This window comes from Viridibacillus sp. NPDC096237 (genome assembly GCF_050278625.1).
Classification (GTDB): Bacteria; Bacillota; Bacilli; order Bacillales_A; family Planococcaceae; genus Viridibacillus.
In genome coordinates, this window is sequence record NZ_JBNNTI010000019.1 from 19504 (window position 1) to 36049 (window position 16546).

14 protein-coding genes are annotated in these 16546 nt (G+C 35.2%); 4 read left to right on the forward strand and 10 right to left on the reverse strand.

All coding sequences use genetic code 11. The features are described 5' to 3' along the window. The first annotated feature begins 133 nt into the window (after positions 1-133). Both ACQKMD_RS11955 and ACQKMD_RS11960 read left to right on the forward strand, forming a co-directional pair. Positions 134-1423: an Nramp family divalent metal transporter gene (locus ACQKMD_RS11955; protein ID WP_427752329.1), complete on the forward strand. Its 1290-nt coding sequence runs from the start codon at positions 134-136 to the stop codon at positions 1421-1423. A gap of 47 nt (positions 1424-1470) precedes the next feature. Beyond that, a complete protein-coding gene (locus tag ACQKMD_RS11960) occupies positions 1471-1719 on the forward strand; it encodes a hypothetical protein (RefSeq protein ID WP_427752331.1) in 249 nt (82 codons plus the stop codon). Positions 1720-1993: 274 nt separating this feature from the next. Here ACQKMD_RS11960 and rbsK read toward each other — a convergent pair whose 3' ends face one another. The 4 genes from rbsK to ACQKMD_RS11980 all read right to left on the reverse strand — a co-directional run bounded on the left by rbsK (position 1994) and on the right by ACQKMD_RS11980 (position 6404). Continuing rightward, positions 1994-2887 (reverse strand): ribokinase, encoded by an 894-nt coding sequence (gene rbsK, locus ACQKMD_RS11965; protein WP_427752333.1) that lies wholly within the window; start codon positions 2885-2887, stop codon positions 1994-1996. Between the two features lie 223 nt (positions 2888-3110). Further along, entirely contained in the window at positions 3111-4070 is a 960-nt protein-coding gene (locus ACQKMD_RS11970) for a nucleoside hydrolase (RefSeq protein WP_427752335.1), read from the reverse strand. Between the two features lie 521 nt (positions 4071-4591). Next, positions 4592-5275 carry a GNAT family N-acetyltransferase gene (locus ACQKMD_RS11975; protein WP_427752336.1) on the reverse strand — a complete coding sequence of 228 codons (684 nt, stop codon included), beginning with the start codon at positions 5273-5275 and terminating at the stop codon, positions 4592-4594. A 19-nt stretch (positions 5276-5294) separates the two neighbouring features. Further along, positions 5295-6404: a mandelate racemase/muconate lactonizing enzyme family protein gene (locus ACQKMD_RS11980; RefSeq protein ID WP_427752337.1), complete on the reverse strand. Its 1110-nt coding sequence runs from the start codon at positions 6402-6404 to the stop codon at positions 5295-5297. 95 nt (positions 6405-6499) lie between these two features. Here ACQKMD_RS11980 and ACQKMD_RS11985 point away from each other — a divergent pair, with 95 nt between their 5' ends. Next, entirely contained in the window at positions 6500-7744 is a 1245-nt protein-coding gene (locus ACQKMD_RS11985; RefSeq protein ID WP_427752339.1) for a hypothetical protein, read from the forward strand. 44 nt (positions 7745-7788) lie between these two features. Here ACQKMD_RS11985 and nhaC read toward each other — a convergent pair whose 3' ends face one another. The 3 genes from nhaC to ACQKMD_RS12000 form a co-directional block, all read right to left on the reverse strand. Beyond that, on the reverse strand, positions 7789-9240 hold the full coding sequence (gene nhaC, locus ACQKMD_RS11990; protein ID WP_427752341.1) for a Na+/H+ antiporter NhaC: 1452 nt from the start codon (positions 9238-9240) through the stop codon (positions 7789-7791). Positions 9241-9451: 211 nt separating this feature from the next. Continuing rightward, on the reverse strand, positions 9452-10552 hold the full coding sequence (locus tag ACQKMD_RS11995) for an amidohydrolase (protein ID WP_427752343.1): 1101 nt from the start codon (positions 10550-10552) through the stop codon (positions 9452-9454). Between the two features lie 226 nt (positions 10553-10778). After that, positions 10779-10913, reverse strand: a complete 135-nt coding sequence (locus tag ACQKMD_RS12000) for a hypothetical protein (RefSeq protein ID WP_427752345.1) — start codon at positions 10911-10913, stop codon at positions 10779-10781. 180 nt (positions 10914-11093) lie between these two features. On the opposite strand from ACQKMD_RS12000, the gene ACQKMD_RS12005 reads away from it, so the two are divergent. Beyond that, positions 11094-11315, forward strand: coding sequence for a hypothetical protein (locus tag ACQKMD_RS12005; protein WP_427752347.1), 222 nt, complete (start codon positions 11094-11096; stop codon positions 11313-11315). An 81-nt stretch (positions 11316-11396) separates the two neighbouring features. Here the strand turns inward: ACQKMD_RS12005 and ACQKMD_RS12010 are convergent, their stop codons facing one another. The 3 genes from ACQKMD_RS12010 to mprF form a co-directional block, all read right to left on the reverse strand. After that, positions 11397-13037, reverse strand: coding sequence for a hypothetical protein (locus tag ACQKMD_RS12010; protein WP_427752348.1), 1641 nt, complete (start codon positions 13035-13037; stop codon positions 11397-11399). Next, positions 13030-13785: an ABC transporter ATP-binding protein gene (locus ACQKMD_RS12015; protein WP_427752385.1), complete on the reverse strand. Its 756-nt coding sequence runs from the start codon at positions 13783-13785 to the stop codon at positions 13030-13032. The genes ACQKMD_RS12010 and ACQKMD_RS12015 overlap by 8 nt, the downstream gene beginning before the upstream one ends. 128 nt (positions 13786-13913) lie before the next feature. Beyond that, on the reverse strand, positions 13914-16493 hold the full coding sequence (gene mprF, locus ACQKMD_RS12020) for a bifunctional lysylphosphatidylglycerol flippase/synthetase MprF (RefSeq protein WP_427752349.1): 2580 nt from the start codon (positions 16491-16493) through the stop codon (positions 13914-13916). Positions 16494-16546: the final 53 nt, after the last annotated feature.

Sequence of the window (16546 nt, forward strand, 5' to 3'; positions counted from 1 at the left end):
TCTATAAAAAAACCATGAAATTAAATGATGTTTTTCTTTACAATTTCCAAATTGAGGATTATAATTTAGACACCAAAAGTTTCCTAAAGGAAAATTTATTGTTCACACAACATTTTTGAGAGCGAGGGAAACTATGACGCAAGCTAGAGAGAAAACTGTCTATAAACGCTTCGAAGGGCCTACCGCCGAGGATGTATTAAGAGGCGATGTGAAAGGTTTTAGACGTATTTTACCCTTTCTAGGTCCAGCCTTTATCGCTGCTGTCGCTTATATAGACCCAGGTAATTTTGCCACAAATATTACTGCAGGCTCTGAATATGGTTATTTACTATTATGGGTGATTGCAGTTTCTAACTTAATGGCTGTCCTCATTCAATCACTTTCTGCAAAATTAGGGATAGCTACAGGACGGAATTTACCGGAAGTTGCTCGTGAAAACTTTTCTAAAAAAACATCAATATTCTTATGGATACAGGCTGAGCTCGTCATAATGGCAACCGATTTAGCTGAATTTATTGGTGCTGCTCTAGGATTATATTTAATATTTGGTATTCCAATGCTCCCTGCCGCTCTTATTACAGCGGCTGGTTCATTTGCTATATTAGAGTTACAACGTCGTGGGTATCGTGCGTTTGAAGCTGGTATATCTGGAATGGTTCTAATCGTCGTAGCAGCATTCGCCTTTCAAACATTTATGGCTAAGCCAGATGTGGGCGGTGTCATTTTAGGGATGTTCACACCACGATTTAAAGGAATAGATTCCATCTTACTTGCAACAGGTATTTTAGGTGCAACCGTTATGCCTCATGCAATTTATTTACATTCGGCATTAACACAAAGCCGTGTCATTGGACGTACCAATGAAGAAAAAAAGAAAATTTTCCATTTCGAATTAATCGATATTATAATTGCTATGGTAATTGCAGGTGCAATTAATATGAGTATGTTAATTATTGCAGCTGCAGTATTCTTTAAAAAAGGTATTGCTGTTGAGGATCTTGATGTGGCTTTTGAGGGCTTAACACAATATATCGGACCAATGGCTGGTATTTCTTTTGGTCTCGGATTATTGATTGCTGGTCTAGCGAGTTCTTCAGTTGGTACAATGGCTGGTGATATCGTAATGCAAGGATTTATTCGAAAAAAAATCCCCATTTATTTACGTCGAGCGATTACAATGTTGCCTCCTCTTGCTATTATTGCATTTGGTGTTAATGCGACTTATGCATTGGTATTAAGCCAAGTTATTTTATCTTTTGGTATCGCCTTTGCACTCGTTCCTTTAATCGTCTTTACAAGTAATAAGAAAATTATGGGCGAGCTCGTAAACTACAAAGTTACAACAATTGTAGGTTGGATAGTAGCTGCAATCGTAATTTTCTTGAATTTATATTTACTTTATCAAATGGCATTTGGTGCATAATCTTGACTAGTTCGAGCACACTTCTTTTTATAAGGGAGTGTGATGAAATGGAGAGACCTGAAATTCCTGCGGATAAAAAGATTTTCACTGATTTGCCGTATCTAGATAATCCTGATGTTGTCGCTACAGATTCCATTAGCTTGTTCGATTTGCATGAAGATATGCAAACCGTCGATGCCATTCCTGTTGAAGAGCTAAATGATACAGTGAAGGATGAAGACAATCATCATGGAACAAAATCTACTTCCTCTACGAAGCGGAAATACTCACGCTCGAAAAAGGATACCGAAGCTTAAAATGACTATATTACAAAGTAGTAAATTATAAAGAAACTGTGCATAAAGTCTTTTATGCACAGCTTCTTTAGGTTTACAGACAATTGTTACATAGTACAATAAATTTTGAATTATAAAAATGAAAAAATAACGATTAAGTGGAAAATACACAATAGGAATTACCATTGGTTTTGCAAACGTATAAAACAATAAACTTTTTCGTTGCTTTTCTAGGAACATTTCATCGTCTTCTGTGTACTAAAAATGGACGAAAATGATTATTTATAAAAACAAATCATCTATCGAATTCTTTCGGGATGTCTGGTTGAGCACCCATTTCAGTTACAACAAATGCTGCTACTTTTGAAGCGTAAGTAATAGCATCTGTAAGCAAATCTCCATTACATAATGCTACTGCTAGAGCTCCATTAAAAGAATCTCCTGCTCCTGTTGTATCAACTGCTACTGCTATTTCAGCTGCTACAAATCCACTTTCTTCGGAAGTCATATAAAATGCTCCTTTACTTCCTAAAGTAACGACTACTGCCTGAACACCTTTGTCTAGCATTATTGAACATGCCTTACTCAAGTTTTCTTCTGAGTCTGCTGTTATTCCTGTTAATAACTCAAGTTCTGTTTCATTGGGTGTTAATATCGAAACCATTTGCAATAGGGAGTCTGGGATTTCACGAGCAGGTGCTGGATTTAAAATGATTTCTGCTCCCTTTGCAGAAGCAAGCTCTGCTGCCTTTTCAACAGCTTCTATCGGTATTTCTAATTGTAATAATAAAATATCACATTTTTCGAACATGACTTTAGATTTTTGGATCTGCTCTGGTGTCACAAGGAAATTTGCACCAGGGAATAACACTATTGAATTCTCCCCTTCATCTGATAATTGGATAATTGCTTGTCCAGTCGCTCCTTGTGAAGAAACCGCTGTAGTATTCACATTTTTTTGTTCCATATTTTCTTTTGCACGAACACCGTGGTCATCTGCTCCAACGCTACCAATAAATCGAACATCTGCACCTAATTGTCCCGCAGTGACTGCCTGATTAGCTCCTTTTCCCCCAAAAAACATAGCATGTTTCGTACTATGAATAGTTTCCCCTTCTTTAACTATATGAGGTACTTCATATACAAGGTCAATATTAATACTACCTGCTACTATAATATTTTTAGTCATAATCTATTTTAGCTCCTTTTTGACATTTCATTTTTTGAAAACACTACAATTATTTAAAGTTCAAATACATACCTTATTTCTATCAATTCACGATGCTTTGTTATTAAATTATATATTCGATATACAAAACTACTTTATTATTTTTATTGGCGCAAAATATTACTACTCAAAAAAACTACTCAATATCCAAATAGATATTAAGTAGTTTTTCAATACTTCTTACTTAAGATAGTTGTTTACCAATCGTGTTAACAGCATTAAAGAATAATTCGATAAATCCTTCACGATTAACTGTATGTAGTACTTTAACATTTGGTGCCTTTCCTGTTTTACCTACATAATCAACAATTGTTGAACCAGCTGTTAAACGCCCTTCCATCTCTACTTCCACAAAATAGTCTCCGCCTTGAAATAACTCTGGAGCAACAAGGTAAGCAACTGCACACACATCATGCACGCGAATTTGGTTGTCGAAATTTGGAGCATGGAATGGTGTTTGTGATTGCGTGAATGTATAAAATTTCATCATATCAGCAACTTTTTCAGCAAACGGGGTTCCTGACTTGCTTAATCGTTCCATTTCATCAAGGGTGATATATGCTTTATGCGTTACATCTAAACCACTCATAACAATCGGTAAACCCGAACGGAAAACTAATTCTACCGCATGTGGATCAACATAAGCATTAAATTCAGCAGTTGCTGACATATTACCACCTACTGCTGCTCCGCCCATCCATGAAATCATTTTAATTTTCGGCTTTACTTCTGGGTGTGCAAATAATAATGCTGCTACATTCGTTAATGGGCCTGTTGCCACAATTATTATTGGTTCATCACTAGCTAATAGCGTTTCACGCATCGCATTTATAGCTGAACGTTCACTTGCTTGAAACGTTGGCTCTGCCCATTTCACATTGCCTAATCCACCTTCACCATGAATGTCTTCAGCCACATCTAATTTACGGAACATAGGCGCATCTAGACCTCTAGCGACTTCAACATCTTGTTTAATGTAAGTTAAAAAACTTAGTGCATTATATGTAGTTTTATCTTGTGATACGTTTCCAGCTTCAGTTGTTACTAAACGAATATCTAATTCAGGTCTTGCAAAAGCAAGTGTTAGCATCATTGTGTCATCGATACCAGGATCACAGTCTAATATTACAGGAATTTTTACCAATAGATTCACTCCTCTATACAGTTACTACTATTATTTTGTAGTTCTATATTTACTACGAATTTTTGGCTTACCAAGAAATCGCGGGTAGATACCATGCCATTGAAATGGAATGGACATGAACTTTCCAGATCGCCAAACCGTATCGATTTTCGGTGAAGATTTGCTGGCGAAGTAATTGGTATTTATGTTAACACATCTTCATCTATTAATAAAACAAGTAGTAATTTAGAGAGTACAGAAGACGTGAATATTCTGCTAAATAACAATGGAGTGAGTTAGCGCAACAATCACTCGAGTTAGCGCAACAATCAACCAAGATAGTGCAACAATCACCTCAATTAGCGCAACAATCCACCAATCCACAGCCATAACTTCCAAATAAATATTGGAAACCTTTTTTTATTAATAAATATTGTAACCTTTTTTGAAACTTGTATTATCAACGTTTTACTCTCTGGTCTATATTTATCAATATTTTTTTACAAAAAGCCACTTTCCTTATTGAAAGCGACTCATACTCATTACAGTTTTTTATACTCTACAAACCATTCATCATTTTCCATAAAAACTTGTACACCGAGCCAGCCTTCTTTCAATAGCTGTTGTTGCATAGTGGTATTACTCATTAATACTTTACAGGACTCAGTGAATAACAAAACTTCTTCAACTGTTTTTTTGAAAAATACATACCGGAGCTTGCCACCATATTTTATTTTTAAAGCTGCTACTACCATACCTTGAGAAAATTTGTCTTTTAAGCTTGGGATATTAAACGGCTTTACTGTCGCACAAATATAGTCAAAATGTTTTACATCTACCTGATTCATAATAACTTTAGCTAATGTCTGTTGGAGTCCAAAGCCACGGTAGTCAGGCGATACATTTGAAATTTCCTGATATAACACACGTGACAATTCAGATTCTTCTATTCCACAATCACGCCCAAGATGCTCATCATCAATTTCAGGCTCAAGTAATGCGCGGAATGCTATTAGATTTTCCCCTACAAATGCTCCAATCATTAAGCCGTTGCCGTTAAGAATATATTCAAATTCTCCTTGCGATAGAGGCTGTAACACAGATTGATCTGGTAATGCATTATAAACAATAGTTTGTAATCGTTGTATAATCGGTAAATGTTCCATTGCTAATATTCGTATATCAAATGGTGTTTCACCTAAATGACCTTTATATATACTGTTCATTCAAGTCCTCCTCCAACTATTATTTCACTACATCTGAGTAGTGGCAAAGTTCTTGTATGACAACCTCATCTACATCAATGCCTAATCCTGGACGTTCATTTAAACAAATGAATGGTACATCATATTTCAAGTTACCCACATCTTTTGAGAATTTCAATGGTCCTGTTAACTCCACACTTGTCATAATTTCTTTTGAGAAGGCAACATGGAAACCAGCCGCAGAACCAACTGATGATTCTACCATTGATCCAACCTGACATTCAATCCCTGCCATTTCAGCCATTATTGCTAGTTTCATGGCTGGATAAATACCACCGCATTTCATCAGTTTTATATTAACTTTATCAGCGGCGCGTTTAGCGATAATTTCACGCATTTCTTTTATCCCATGTAAGCCTTCGTCAATCATTAAAGGTATGTCTGTTTTACATTTTATTTCTACCATCGCATCTATATCATCCGCAACAACAGGTTGCTCTAACCAATCTAAATCAACGTCACGTAACGCACGTAAACCTCGTAAAGTTGTGGCACTATTTTTCCACCCTTGATTGACATCTACACGGATTGCGATATCAAAACCAACGCAATCACGAACTGCCTGAATACGTTCTACGTCCTTCATGACTTCTGTTCCGACCTTCATTTTGAATGAGCGATAGCCTTGTTCCACACGTTCTTGTGCTTCATTTGCCATCTTTTCAGGTGTACCTATACTTAAAACATGTGTTATAGGAAACCTTTCATGATAGCGTCCACCAATTAGTTGATAAACCGGTACATTCAATTTTTTACCTGCTATATCGAAACAAGCGATATCAATCGCCGCTTTTGCTGCAGGTACTTGATAAACTGCATTATCCATTAATGTGTGAATTTTTTCGAACGCCATTGGATCTTGTCCAATCATTAATGGAGCAAGTTGGTTTTTTAATACAGCGTAAGTACTTCCCCAAGTCTCCCCTGTTACATGTTCATCAGGTACAGACTCACCGTAACCGACAATGCCTTCATCTGTAGTCATCTTCACGATAATAGAGGGCATTGATGGATATGTGTCATAGCTAATAATAAATGGTTCAATTAAAGGTAGTTCGATTGCAAAAATTTCAATTTCAGTAATTTTCATTTACATTCACTCTTTTCTTTTTAATTACAAGCTGTTATAGTTGTCGTTAAATAGTCGTTAATTGATAAAAAAATATAACAAAGGAGCCATATTCTATGTCGACAAAAATAGCAGTCATTTGTTCAAAGGCATTTATGAATCGTCTCAATATTATCTCACATGAAATGCCACATATACAATTAGATTTTTATATTTACAATTCACCAGAAGAAGCACCTAACTTAATGAAACAAGTGAAACCTTGCGATGTATTATTGTTGGCAGGTACATTGCCTTATTTGTATGCTAAACATTTATTACAACAATGGCCAATACCTTGGACATATATAAAACAAGATGAAACGATGATATCAACAACTATTCTTTCAGCTATTTCAAAACATGATGTCACAATTGATCGACTTTCTATTGATGTAATGAGCTCTACTTTTATACAGAATGTCTTACAAGATATCCAGTATGACGGACCATTACCATTTGTGCAAGAAATTGAATTAACAACACCCACTAAGCAATTACTTACAAATCATATCGCCCTTTGGCAGACAAAACAAATTGATTTAGTCATAACTAGTATACACGCTATTTATGATGAATTAATGGTTTTAGGCGTTCCTGTAATACGTATGCTTGATCCAAAAAGTTCAATTATTCATCATCTAAACGAATCTATATCTTTATCACAATTAACAAAACTTGAATCTGCAAAAGCCGTTGCCGGGATTATAGAATTCCATGAAGCTTCATACAATCCATTACAAACTGTTGAACAATTAACTACTATTATCCATGCTTCGTATCAACAGGTAGACGCTTGCCGGTTTGAAATATTCACAACCTATGGACACTTACAAAATGCACTTACCCAAAACAAACTGGAGTCTTTCTTTACTGCTCCAGAGAAGTTTGCGAAGCTCGTCTTTGGTTACGGTGAATCTATTTTAGAAGCACAAAGAAATGCCCAGCAGGCGTTACAATATGCATCACCTAATACTATTTATATATTAACTGAAAACAAAGAACTACAAGGACCGTTCCCTAATTCAACCACAACACTATCATTACAAGCTAAAGACCCTTATATCGTCCTTATGGCAAAGGAAACAAAACTTAGCCCTCTTAACATCTCGAAAATTATGACCTTTAGTAAATCAAGACAGTCGTTACAATTTACAGCTCAGGATTTATCTGAACATTTACAAGTAACACGACGAACAACAGAGCGAATCTTAAAAAAACTTGTTGAACATAACTACGCTAAAATTATTGGAGAAGAAATGACATATCAGCAAGGTCGACCACGTAGTTTATATGAGCTAAATTTCTCCACATATCATTAAAAAAAGCCTTCTAGACATCCAAAATTCTAGAAGGCTTTTGCCTATTAATCTAGTGCAGGTACACTATTTATCTCTTCTTCCTCTATTAACTTTGCTTCATTACTCTTATTTAATGCCTGTTCTTCCGGCGTTAATTTAACGATTGAAAACCCAATATACCCATAAATAATTGAGAGAATTGGTACTGTAAAATTCAATATCGCATACGGAGCGTACTCTAAAGCGCTTACACCAAGTGTCGCTAGTATAAATACACCGCATGTATTCCATGGGAAGAATACCGAAGTTAATGTACCGCCATCTTCTAAAGTACGTGATAAGTTTTTAGAGTGCAATCCTCTATCTTTATAAACTTTAACGAACATACGAGAAGGTACAACAATCGATATATATTGCTCAGAACATGTTGCATTCGTTGTAATACAAGAGGCAATAGTTGCAGCTACCAAGCTACCCGTTGATTTTGCTGCTTTTACAATAATATTCATCATTGATTGAAGCATACCCGAATACTCCAATACACCGCCAAAAGTCATCGCAACTAAAGTCATTGAGACAGTGAACATCATTGAATCTAAACCACCACGATTAAACAATTCATAGACCATTTCATTGTCAGTTTCTAGTTTAAATCCTTCTTGCAAAGCATTCACTGCATCTGCTGGTGCTCCGCCCTGCACGAAAATTTGAGCGATAAACCCTAGTAATATCCCAACAATTAAAGCAGGGATAGCTGGTACTTTTTTCGCTACTAATGCTATAACAATAACCGGTACTAATAGTAACCAGGGAGTAATGACAAAGCTTTCTTGTAAAACACTTAATGTTCCTTCAATTTTTTCCATATTCATTGAAGATGATGCAAATCGACGACCTAGAATGCCAAAAACAACTAACGAAATAATTAATGCAGGAATTGTTGTATAAAACATATGCTTAATATGATCAAACAAATTTGTTTCTGTTAAACCTGCAGCTAAGTTCGTAGTATCAGAAAGCGGAGACATTTTATCACCAAAATAAGCGCCAGAAATAACTGCGCCCGCAATCATTGGAGCAGGAATCCCCATACTCAAACCAATACCCATGCCAGCTACACCAATTGTAGCCATTGTCGACCATGAACTACCTATAGCCAGTGATACAATTGAACAGATAATCAAAATCGTTACTAAAAACCATGCTGGTGAAATAATTTTCAAACCGTAGAAAATCATCGTTGCTACGACTCCGCCACCAATCCAGGCACCGATCGTTAATCCGACTAACATAATTATTACAATTGCTGGTAATGCAAGACGTATCCCCTTATACATCATGCCTTCAATTTCTATCCATTTATAACCATGCTTCCATGTAATAATCGAAGCTACAATTGTCCCCACAATTAACGGCACATGTGGACTTTGTTTTAACATAACAACGGTTACTAACATCGTAATAATCATAATCAAAAATGTTAAACCAGCCCAGCCTGCACTAATCTCCTTTTTCATTCCCCAAAACCCCTTTGTGAAAATATGAATTTTTTAGAATAGTCTATAAATAAACACTATTATAATAATAGTAATAGCCACTTCTTTTTGAGTCAAACCTTTTTTTGAAAGCGCTAGCATTTCCTGCACATAAACTAGCAAAATTCACCTAACTAATATTCCTAAAAAATAAAGAACCTATGCAAAGATTTCCTTCGCATAGGTTCTTAAATTATTTCACTAGAGTTTTTGAAAGTACTTTCGCTAATACTTTGGCAGCGTCTAGTAATGACTCTTTTTCGAAAGTCATTTTAGGATGATGTAATCCTGGTGCTAAATTAGCGCCAATACCGAGCATTGTCGCTTTCAATTCCGGCTTCAGAACCGTATAAAAATGGAAATCATCACTACCAGGAGTTATGACTGGTGGCGCTAAATGTTCTTTACCTAGCACTTCAATAATAGCTTCTTGTGCAATTTTCGCAGCCTCCAAAGATACTTCTGCACCTGGTGTTAAATCCACCCAGTTCCAAGTAATATCTACATTAAATTGTTGCTTGATTGCTTCTAATCCATGTTCAACATGTGATTGTATCTCTTTTAATACAACGTTTTTCTGTGCACGTACATCCATAGTGAAATTTGCGCCACCTGGAATAATGTTGATACTTCCACCATCTGCTACAATTTTCGTAAGTTTTGCTGAGTGTGGTTCAAACGGCGATATATATATACTCTTCACCATTTGTTGAATAGCTACTACAACATCAATAGCATTTTGACCTTGATGTGGTCTTGCACCATGAGCATCTGTTCCATGAATTCTACCCTCTAAAAATACAGCCGCGCCGTGGTGAATAGCCGGAGATACTTGCCCTAATTTAAGTTCTTCAAAAGGACGTAAATGCACACCAAATAAATGGGTTACATCTTCTACCGCTCCTCTATCAAAAGCAGCAACAGCACCGTTTCCTTTTTCTTCAGCAGGTTGGAATATAAAACGAATACGGTGATTTAAAGCTTGCTCTTTCAAATTTAGTAGCGCACCTAACACCATCGATATATTGGCGTCATGGCCACATGAATGGTTTGCACGCCATTCACCATCAACTTCTTGCCATAAAGCATCAATATCTGCACGTACTGCTACAATTTCTTCCCCTTCACCAATTTCCGCTAATAAACCAGGTACATCACCTAAAAGTCTATAGGAAACGTTCAACTCTTCTAAAATAGAAGCAATTTTTTTTGTTGTTTCATGTTCTTCCCAGCTTATTTCAGGATTGGCATGAAAATATTCAAACCAAATTACTATTTGTTCATCAATTGTCATGTTAAACACCCCATCTGAATCACATCATACTGCAAAAAAGCATAGATTTCCATCCAAGCTTTTCAGTTCTATTATTATTTCCAGTTAAAATTTTGATAGAAAATGAATTAAAGTTTAAAGGGTTTAATACCGTTTGTGGAGCTAATAAGATAGACTCGTAAAATTATGAATATCAAGTCCCTTCTCATTACAAAAAAAACAGCCTTTAAATGCGGCTGTTCAATACCTATAATTCAGTGAAAAAACCTTCAGGATATTGCTCAAGATCATTCTCAGGGCAAATCTCTTCATGTTTTTCTTCTTTTCTTTGAACCTCAAAATCCTGATCTACCAAGTACGTTTCAAATCTAGAAGCTTTCATTAGCATCCCCCCCTTTATAAAATAATTTTTATGGTTTTTTTATATTACAATTTTCTCCACACAAAATCAAGCGTTATAACCTAATTAATTTAAATTTTCTGTCAATTGATAAATATGAATCCAAATCCAACAATTTACAGTATAATAATGTAAACATTATACACCCAAAGGAGATTTCTCATGAGCCCTTTTATAGTACCCATTTTCGCATTACTAATTCCAATTGTTGCTATTTCATCGAAAGCTTTCAACGATCGCTTGAGAATAAAACACAGTATACTCCAAGATGAAATTGAGCTTGAAAAACTTAAACAACAAAGTTTCATAGCTGAAACAGAAAAACTCCGTTTAGAAATTGACAAGTTCGTTCATCATCTTCACTATCCAAAGATGCATTATTAGAATTTAAACCTATCCAACCAGACTTAACTATAGAACCTACGCCAATCTCATTTAAAGAAACAAAATAAAATCACGGTCGCTCTAAGAGTGACCGTGATTTTTCTTTTCTCCGAAAACAATAAGCCATCCAATAACAACTGCAATTATTAGTATCAGCATATATATCAATTTAGCATATGGAACCATAGCGATTAAATAATGGACTAAAGCAAATGCACCAATGACAAACATTGCAACAAAAATTTTCAATGTATTATTATCTTGAGTTGACTCATGTGAATTTGAAAATGGATAGATTTCTCCATTCAAAAGTACATATGAAAGCAATGTCATCATAATCGCAACTAATAAAATAATGATTAAATCTGGAATTATAGCCCATGAAAACATGGCAATAAATACAATGCTTAAGATGGAGAATGTCGGAAAGAACAGCTTTATGATTGCTGCCTTTAGTGTACTACTATAAAACATTTTCGCATTGCTAACTGGCGCTGCTCTAAAAATCCAACTACCTTTATATGACCCCGAAAACTTCAATAAATGGACAACAGTCGGAATCATGAGCGCGCTAAAATACAAAGGGTACACATTTTCGTTTGCCATGGCTTCTTTTAAAGAATAGATTCGTACTTCATTAAAAAACATGACAAATGGAAAAACAATAGCAAAACCTATTTGTGGATATGCCTTTAATTTAAATTCTCGTTCCTGTCGAATCATTAGTGATGCAAATCGATAAAAGGTACGTTCCTGAGAATTACGGCATAAAATCTTCGAAGTCCATTCCTCAAATTTGTGGGACTTACCTTTTGTACGTACAGAATCACTTAACAATTTTGAGAGGCTTCGCTCAAATACTGGCATCAATTTAATATAGAACCGCAACATCAACAAAGGAATAACAATACCACATGCCATCAATATAAGCATATTTATCGAGTAATCTTGATTTAGTAATACTTCAAAGAAAGCACTATACCAAAGAGGGGGTAAAAAAATATGCCACCAAGTAAACGTATACTGCAAGTTTAATTGAGTTAACTCAAATGAATGCGCCATTACTTGATAACTAAACATAACTGCAACAGCTAAAAAAATTTGCACATAATTGATAAGATCCTTCAGTTTTTCACCACTAAAGAAACGCAGGATAAATAAATATGTAAAAGCAGTAATGACAACGATAAAACAACTAACAAAAACTATACTAACGATGAAAATGAAACCGTAAAAAAGTCCAAATCTATATATACCAACAGCAAGTGGAGCAATGACAAATGCACCTTCAAGTAACGCTAAATAAATCACAATGTGCATTATTTTAGCTGCATTCAAGGTACGATTACTGACTGGTTTTGGTTGTAATATATTTTTGTCACGCACATCTAACAGCACCGCTGAAAAATCAGACACCATCGTCGTAATTGTTATAAACATTAGCATAGTAAATACTATACTCGATGCGAACATATATTGATTTTTCAAAAATAAAAACGGGGTTAACAATAAAAGACCATAGAAAAGATAAACCCAGAGTGATTTAATAAATTGATTGCCTTCTTTTTTCTGCTTTTGTCCATTGAAAATAGCAGGTATTCGACGACCATCCATCGTCAGTTTCAATTGGATAAGTTTCCTCATAATAGGATAATCGATATCAAATTTCTCAAAAACAACCCGGAATACATCGAGTACCTTTAACGATTTAAAATCATTCATATACTCGACCTTCTTTCACAATCTCGACAAAACGCTCAGCAATCTCAACCTGTTGATTAAATCCTGTCATCTGATTGAATATTTCCTCTAGTGTCCCCTCCTTGCCTTGCTGTTGTAACTCTTCGAAACTACCATCTGCTACTACTAAACCATTAACTAAAAGTACAATTCGATCACTAATCTTCTCAACAACTTCCATGATATGAGAAGAATAAAAAACAGTCTTCCCCTCCTCAGCAAGTTTTGCTAAAATTTCTTTCACAACGAGTACACTATTTGCATCTAACCCACTCAAAGGTTCATCATAAAACAGTAAATCTGGGTTATGCAATACGCTCGAAATGATCAGTACCTTCTGACGCATCCCCTTTGAAAAAGAGGTTAGGCGTTGATGAAAGGCATTCTCTAAGCCAAATTGAAACATCAACTCATAAGCCTTTTTCTCTGCATCCTCACGTCCTAACCCATACATTTCCCCAGTAAATATCAAATACTCTGCTGCCGTTAAATGATCATATAGCTCTGCAGTTTCGGGTACATAACCAATACGTTTTTTATATGTATAATCTACATCAGCAATATCCTTACCGAAAATTTCAATTTTTCCTGTATAGCCTTCAATTAGTCCAAGCATTAATTTTACCGTCGTACTTTTACCAGCACCATTTGGCCCTATATAACCTATAATCTGTCCCTTACCTACTTCTAAATTAATACCATTTAAGACTTTTTTAGTACCAAAAGTCATCTCAACATTTTGTAATCGTAAAATGGGTTCACCTATCAACAAAACCACTCCTTTATAAGAATTTTTGCTTTTCTATAATTAAAATAAACCTTAGAATCGTATAAATGACTCTAAGGTTTTATAGTTCTTTATCGATTACGAGAGTTTTTAATTTCTGATACTTGCTCTCTCATTGTAGCGTATTTATTGTCACCTATTAATATCATAATTTGTAACATTGTAAAAGGCAAATAAGCTCGTTTTCGATACGCCAAATATTTGGGTTTCCAAGTATTAGCAAATTTTTCTTTAAAATGTTGAACATCTTGGAAATTATAATATTCCTGTCCATTAAAAATAATTTCTGCAGCAATTTTCTCCGTTAACGTAGCATACTTAGATACACCAATATGCGAAAGTGGAGTCATTCCGACATTTAAAAGTTTTAAATTCTCACTCTTGGCCCAGATGAAAATATTGAGAAATAAATAGTCGATAATGCCTGATGGCAAATCCGTCTTTTTCGAGCGCATTAGATCAATCGAAATGGTCTGTTCTTCGTCATATAACTGGATAATATTTGAGAATGCCACAACTTGCGCTTCGCCATTTTTCACAACAGCGAGCGGTGCAAATTGTAAATAATCTTCATTGAAATAGCCCAGTGAGAATCCCTTTTCTTTCCGATTGTCCAGCCATTCATCTGATAAGGTACGTAATTCTGTCAGCAAATCTTTTTGAAAAGGTGGTTGAATGATTTCAAAAGAATAGCCTTTCTGCTCTAAACTATTTGTAAGCTTACTAACGGTCTTCGCATCTTCCTGGGAATATACAAGATTCTCTATATCTATAAAACCTTCTTCTCCTAATTTAAAGAAATTATAACCGAAGCCATGTAGATAAGGTACGAACTGATCGCTCACTTCATAAAAGACTGGCGTATAACCATAATAATCAGCATGAGCAACAAACTCCTCGATCGCTTCCGCAAAATCTGCTTTTTCTCCAACCAAGTCTCCAAGAACAACTAACTTATCGGCACTTTCTTGATAAGGGAATAAGACCGTTTTCTTCTCATTCCAAAAAATGTATTTATCATGCAAGAAAATGAGATGTGATAACTCTTTACCACCATATTTATTGAGATGTAAAAATATTTCTTTTTCATGTTGGACTGAAGATATTTTTTTAAATTGTGTGACCTTTCTTAACCAAATTTCTATTAACACAACAATGGTCACAACAATCAAAGCAATAAAGGCACTCCAAAACAAATCACCTGAGTCGGTAATAAAGTATGGTCTCATACTTTCTGGAATAGGATATTTTGCAGATGGTTTCGCCCAAATACCAATACCTACATATAAAGCTGTGATAACCAAAATAATAGAAACATTTACGATTGAGCGACCCCACGTAACAATGTAACTCTCACGATAGAAACGATCTCTCGATACAAATAGTAGTCCAGCTACAAATATCATAAATAGTGCCTGTTCATATTGAATACCTTTTAAAATAAACAATGCCGCAGCAAATAATAAGACGAATAATGTGAATTGATATGAGCGCCGATCCTTGTAAGAAATCCCATTCGATAACGCTAGCAATATAAACCCAGTCGCTACAGCTACCTGGTGAGATACATTAACTATTGGCAAAGATAATACATCTTTTGCATACTTAATTCTTTCAATAGCTCCAGGAGCAGCCGAAGATATCAAAAGCAAAAGGCCAGATAAGAACACAAGGACCGTAGCAGTGATATGACTAGCTCGTTCTAAAATAATATTGGGAACACTGTTAAAGCCAGCATTTAATTTGCCCCATAAATCACGTAGGAACAAAGCAAGCCCTGCTAAAAAAGGAATAATATAATATCCGACGCGGTAAAATAACAGCATCAATAATACGGACTCTTCAGGTACATTTAAGCTTTGGGTCCCCCAGATGAATACAAGATCAAAAGATCCAAGACCACCTGGAATCATGCTCACAATACCTGCACATGAGGCAATAATGAAAATCGGCAGTAATTTTTCAAAACCAATTGGCACTTCTAGCATATAACTGATTAAGTAAATAAATGCAAATGCACCTAACCATTCTAAAACTGATACACCTAGTAAGCCTACATCTCCTAATACATGGCGAGGTGTTGTCGTTTTTTTAGCTAATTGAACAATAGCCTTGATAATTAAAAAGGGCACATATAAACCAATAATTGATACAGCAACAACTAAAATTTTCCGTTCATTTAATAATGGGAAATCCCAATAGAAGATAGGTAATACCCAAGCAAAAAATGAAAGACCTGCTAAATAAAATAAGGTTACTGATGCAATTGTCTTAAAAAATGTGCTACTATCCACTTCTTTTTTCTTAAAATAATGTGTACGCAATAGCACACCAATTAAGCCACCAAAACCAATTAGATTAGAGAACGAGTTAATAATTAACGATTCTTTCATTAAACGTTTTAACGGTCTTTTAAGCTTTAATTTCCTCACAATAAAATAATCATAGAAAAACATTGGGAATACTAGTGCTAAAGGAACAGCTGCCATTAATACTAAAGTACGGACATCTAAATTCTTTAGCTCTCGAACAATTTCTTGCCCATTAACATTCCCAAGAATCTTACCTATTTCATGAATAGCGAAAATCATTAATAGTACTGGAAGAATGATTTTCAGCCATTGAAAAATTGTCGATTTGTTTAGTTTCATTCGTAACCACCCATTTACATCAACTTTGTATAATACTACTATACAGTTGTGAC

What these genes read in the sequence shown, in the direction of transcription:
- ACQKMD_RS11955 (WP_427752329.1), top strand. Translation starts at nt 134, where the DNA reads ATGACGCAAGCTAGAGAGAAAACTGTCTATAAACGCTTCGAAGGGCCT.
- ACQKMD_RS11960 (WP_427752331.1), top strand. Translation starts at nt 1,471, where the DNA reads ATGGAGAGACCTGAAATTCCTGCGGATAAAAAGATTTTCACTGATTTG.
- rbsK (WP_427752333.1), bottom strand. Translation starts at nt 2,887, where the DNA reads ATGACTAAAAATATTATAGTAGCAGGTAGTATTAATATTGACCTTGTA.
- ACQKMD_RS11975 (WP_427752336.1), bottom strand. Translation starts at nt 5,275, where the DNA reads ATGAACAGTATATATAAAGGTCATTTAGGTGAAACACCATTTGATATA.
- ACQKMD_RS11980 (WP_427752337.1), bottom strand. Translation starts at nt 6,404, where the DNA reads ATGAAAATTACTGAAATTGAAATTTTTGCAATCGAACTACCTTTAATT.
- ACQKMD_RS11985 (WP_427752339.1), top strand. Translation starts at nt 6,500, where the DNA reads ATGTCGACAAAAATAGCAGTCATTTGTTCAAAGGCATTTATGAATCGT.
- nhaC (WP_427752341.1), bottom strand. Translation starts at nt 9,240, where the DNA reads ATGAAAAAGGAGATTAGTGCAGGCTGGGCTGGTTTAACATTTTTGATT.
- ACQKMD_RS11995 (WP_427752343.1), bottom strand. Translation starts at nt 10,552, where the DNA reads ATGACAATTGATGAACAAATAGTAATTTGGTTTGAATATTTTCATGCC.
- ACQKMD_RS12000 (WP_427752345.1), bottom strand. Translation starts at nt 10,913, where the DNA reads ATGAAAGCTTCTAGATTTGAAACGTACTTGGTAGATCAGGATTTTGAG.
- ACQKMD_RS12005 (WP_427752347.1), top strand. Translation starts at nt 11,094, where the DNA reads ATGAGCCCTTTTATAGTACCCATTTTCGCATTACTAATTCCAATTGTT.
- ACQKMD_RS12010 (WP_427752348.1), bottom strand. Translation starts at nt 13,037, where the DNA reads ATGAATGATTTTAAATCGTTAAAGGTACTCGATGTATTCCGGGTTGTT.
- ACQKMD_RS12015 (WP_427752385.1), bottom strand. Translation starts at nt 13,785, where the DNA reads ATGACTTTTGGTACTAAAAAAGTCTTAAATGGTATTAATTTAGAAGTA.
- mprF (WP_427752349.1), bottom strand. Translation starts at nt 16,493, where the DNA reads ATGAAACTAAACAAATCGACAATTTTTCAATGGCTGAAAATCATTCTT.